Genomic DNA, 3,095 nt, shown 5'->3' with positions numbered 1-3,095 from the left:
ATAAAGCTATAAAAAAATAATATCTGGGGGGAAATACTTTGATTAATAAAGAAGAGAAAAGTTTTCTAGAAGCTAAAGCCCATAAACTAAGAAAACTATGCCTTGATACTGTTACTTGGGCAGGAAGTGGTCATATAGGTGGAGCTTTAAGTTCTATGGATATACTAACTATTCTATACCATAAATATTTAAAAATTGATCCTACAAATCCAAAGTGGGAAGATAGAGATAGATTTATACTAAGCAAAGGACATATAGGTGTAGGATATGCACCTGTATTAGCAGAAAAAGGGTATTTTTCAACAGAGTGGCTAAAAGAATATAATCATACAGAGTCAAAACTAGGTATACATTTAGATGGTTCAAAAGTTCCTGGAGTAGATGCTTCAACAGGGTCACTAGGTCATGGTCTACCAATATCTCTAGGGCTTGCACTTTCAACTAGATTAACAAAAAAAGATTACAATATTTATTGTCTACTTGGAGATGGTGAATGTAATGAAGGTTCTGTGTGGGAAGCAGCTATGGGTATAGCTCACTACAATACTACAAATGTAATAACTATAGTTGATAGAAATAAATGTATGATAGATGGTAGAACAGAGGATGTAATGAAGCTAGAGCCATTTTGTGATAAGTGGAAATCCTTTGGTTTTATAGTAAAAGAAATCGACGGTCATGATTTTGACCAGTTAAGTGAAGCTATAGAATATGCTATAAATGAAAAAACTAAACCAGTTGTAATAGTTGCAAATACTATTAAAGGTGCAGGTATAGATTTTATTGAAGATGATTACAAGTGGCACTATGGTTCATTTGATAATGAAAAGAGAGAAAAGGCAATTAAAAGTTTAGATGCTTATTATAATCAAAGGGTGAAAGGAGTGTAACTTATGGCAGGATTAACATATACAATGCTAGATGCAGCAAATATGGCTACAACAGAGTTATATGGAAAAGTACTATGTGAACTAGGAAAAGAACATAAAGAAATAGTTGGTTTATCTGCTGATTTAGCAAAATCCACTAAAATAGGGTTATTTGAAAATGATTATCCAGATAGATTCTTTAACTTTGGAATAGCAGAACAAAATATGTTTGGGGCAGCAGCAGGTATGGCTCTAGGAGGACTTGTACCCTTTGTATCTACCTTTGCAATATTTGCAGTAATGAGATCTTTAGACCAAATTCATACAGATATCTGCTATCAAAATCTTAATGTCAAAATAATTGCTACTCATGCAGGACTTTCCTTTGGTCAAGGTGGTTCAACACACAACTGTGTAGAAGATTTATCAATAATGAAAGCTATGGCAAACTGTAAGGTAATAGTACCGGCTGATGGAATTGAAACTGCAAATGCAGTAATAGCAGCATATGAAACTCCAGGACCTGTATATCTGAGAATAAATAGAGGATTTGATCAAAAAGTTTATGATGATAAAATGGATTACAACTTTGAAATAGGTAAAGCTATAACCCTTAAAGAAGGAACAGATATAACAGTTATTGCCTGTGGTTCTTGTGTATATCAAGCTATCCAAGCGGCAGATATTTTATCTTCTGTAGATGGACTAAAAGTTAGAGTTATAAACATGCATACTATAAAGCCGATAGATAGAGAAGCAATACTAAAAGCTGTCCAGGAAACAAGAAGAATAATAACTGTTGAGGATCACAATGTTATAGGTGGTCTTGGAAGTTCTGTAGGAGAAGTTATTGCAGAAAGCGGAAAGGGATGTGCCTTCAAAAAACTAGGAATACCAGATGTATACTCAATTATAGGACTACATGAAGATCTAATGGCTTATTACAAAATTGATAGCAATGGAATAATAGAAGCTGTAAGAGAAGTAATGGGCAAAGACTTTGAAGAAGATGATGACTGGGAAGATGAGGTGTAATATATGATAGCAATAGAAGAAATATATTCCATGAAAATATTTTTAAATGCTGTAGTACCTCTAATGAGAGTTATAGTTGAGGAAAGGCCGGAACTAGCTAAGGGATTTAGAGGCTTTACGGGAGTAGTACAAATTTCAGTTAATAATGAAGGTGAAAAGTTAGGAACTCACTTTCTTATTGAAGATGGAAAGTGGAAGACTGTTTTAGGAATAAATGAAACTCCAACTATAGATTTGGAGTTTAAAGATATAATTTCTTTCAATAATTTTTTTAAAGGAAAAAGCAAAAAACTACCTAAGATAAAAGGCATATCTCATATATTTAGACTTATAGCTGTTTTTAAGGTTTTATTAAAAATGGCATCCTTGTTGGGAGCAACGGAGGCTCCAACATCAAAAGAAGAAAAGTTCTTACTAGTAAAATTATACTTTTACTTATTACCAGCAGGTATTAGTCAATTAAATAAATTAAATCATCCAGAGGTAAGCAAATGGGCAAAAAGAAGTCCTGATAGAGTCTATGCCTGGAGTGTATCTAATGAGCCAGAATTAAATTCTTATATTAGGGTAAAAGCAGGAAAAACAAAGGCTTGTAGAGGAGAATATAAGCGAGCTAAAGCATTTTTCACTATGAATTTTGATTCCTTAGATAGTGCCCTTGGTATACTACTTCAAAAGGATGATATGATAGAAGCTACAGTATCATCAAAGCTAATGATGGAGGGAGCACCTGAGTTTGGAGCCATGATTGGAGACTTTATGATGAAGGTAGGAGATTTGGCAAAATAGTTATAAATAAATGGGGGAGCAGTATGAAGATTAGGGGATTTAATCATGTAGGAGTTACAGTATCCAATTTTGAAAAAGCAGTAAATTGGTACAATAAGTATTTTGGGTTTGTACTTGTTTGCTATGAAGAAATGGATGAATCTAAAATAGATAAATTACAAAATTTATATAAATTAAAAAATACTAAAGTTAAATTTGGATTTTTAAGAGGTAAAAATGGATCTGTTATTGAAATCTTTGAATTTAGCAATCAAATACAAGGTGAAACTGCTTTGTGGAACAAAACAGGAATAACTCATTTAACATTAGATGTAAAAAACGTTCCAAAATACTATGAAGAATTAAAACCTCAGGGAGTAGAATTTCTCTGTGAACCTCAATACACAAGTGGAACTTGTTGGG

At 32.8% G+C, this 3,095-nt stretch carries 4 protein-coding genes; all 4 read left to right on the top strand.

The window, feature by feature from the left end; translation table 11 throughout:
* Positions 1-38: 38 nt before the first annotated feature.
* Entirely contained in the window at positions 39-890 is an 852-nt protein-coding gene (locus tag ACRC03_RS10255) for a transketolase (RefSeq protein ID WP_438652470.1), read from the top strand.
* A gap of 3 nt (positions 891-893) precedes the next feature.
* Positions 894-1,904, top strand: coding sequence for a transketolase family protein (locus ACRC03_RS10250; protein WP_438652469.1), 1,011 nt, complete (start codon positions 894-896; stop codon positions 1,902-1,904).
* 3 nt (positions 1,905-1,907) lie between these two features.
* Positions 1,908-2,693, top strand: coding sequence for a hypothetical protein (locus tag ACRC03_RS10245; RefSeq protein ID WP_438652468.1), 786 nt, complete (start codon positions 1,908-1,910; stop codon positions 2,691-2,693).
* Positions 2,694-2,716: 23 nt separating this feature from the next.
* A partial coding sequence (locus ACRC03_RS10240; RefSeq protein WP_438652467.1) for a VOC family protein occupies positions 2,717-3,095 on the top strand: 379 nt, incomplete at its 3' end.

The organism is Romboutsia sp. (assembly GCF_051659545.1).
GTDB lineage: Bacteria > Bacillota > Clostridia > Peptostreptococcales > Peptostreptococcaceae > JBOFOR01.
Note: the sequence above shows the minus strand (reverse complement) of the source record. Positions and strands in the feature narration are given on the sequence as shown.

Coding starts and splice junctions, on each gene's coding strand:
- ACRC03_RS10250 (WP_438652469.1), top strand. CDS start 894: ATGGCAGGATTAACATATACAATGCTAGATGCAGCAAATATGGCTACA.
- ACRC03_RS10245 (WP_438652468.1), top strand. CDS start 1,908: ATGATAGCAATAGAAGAAATATATTCCATGAAAATATTTTTAAATGCT.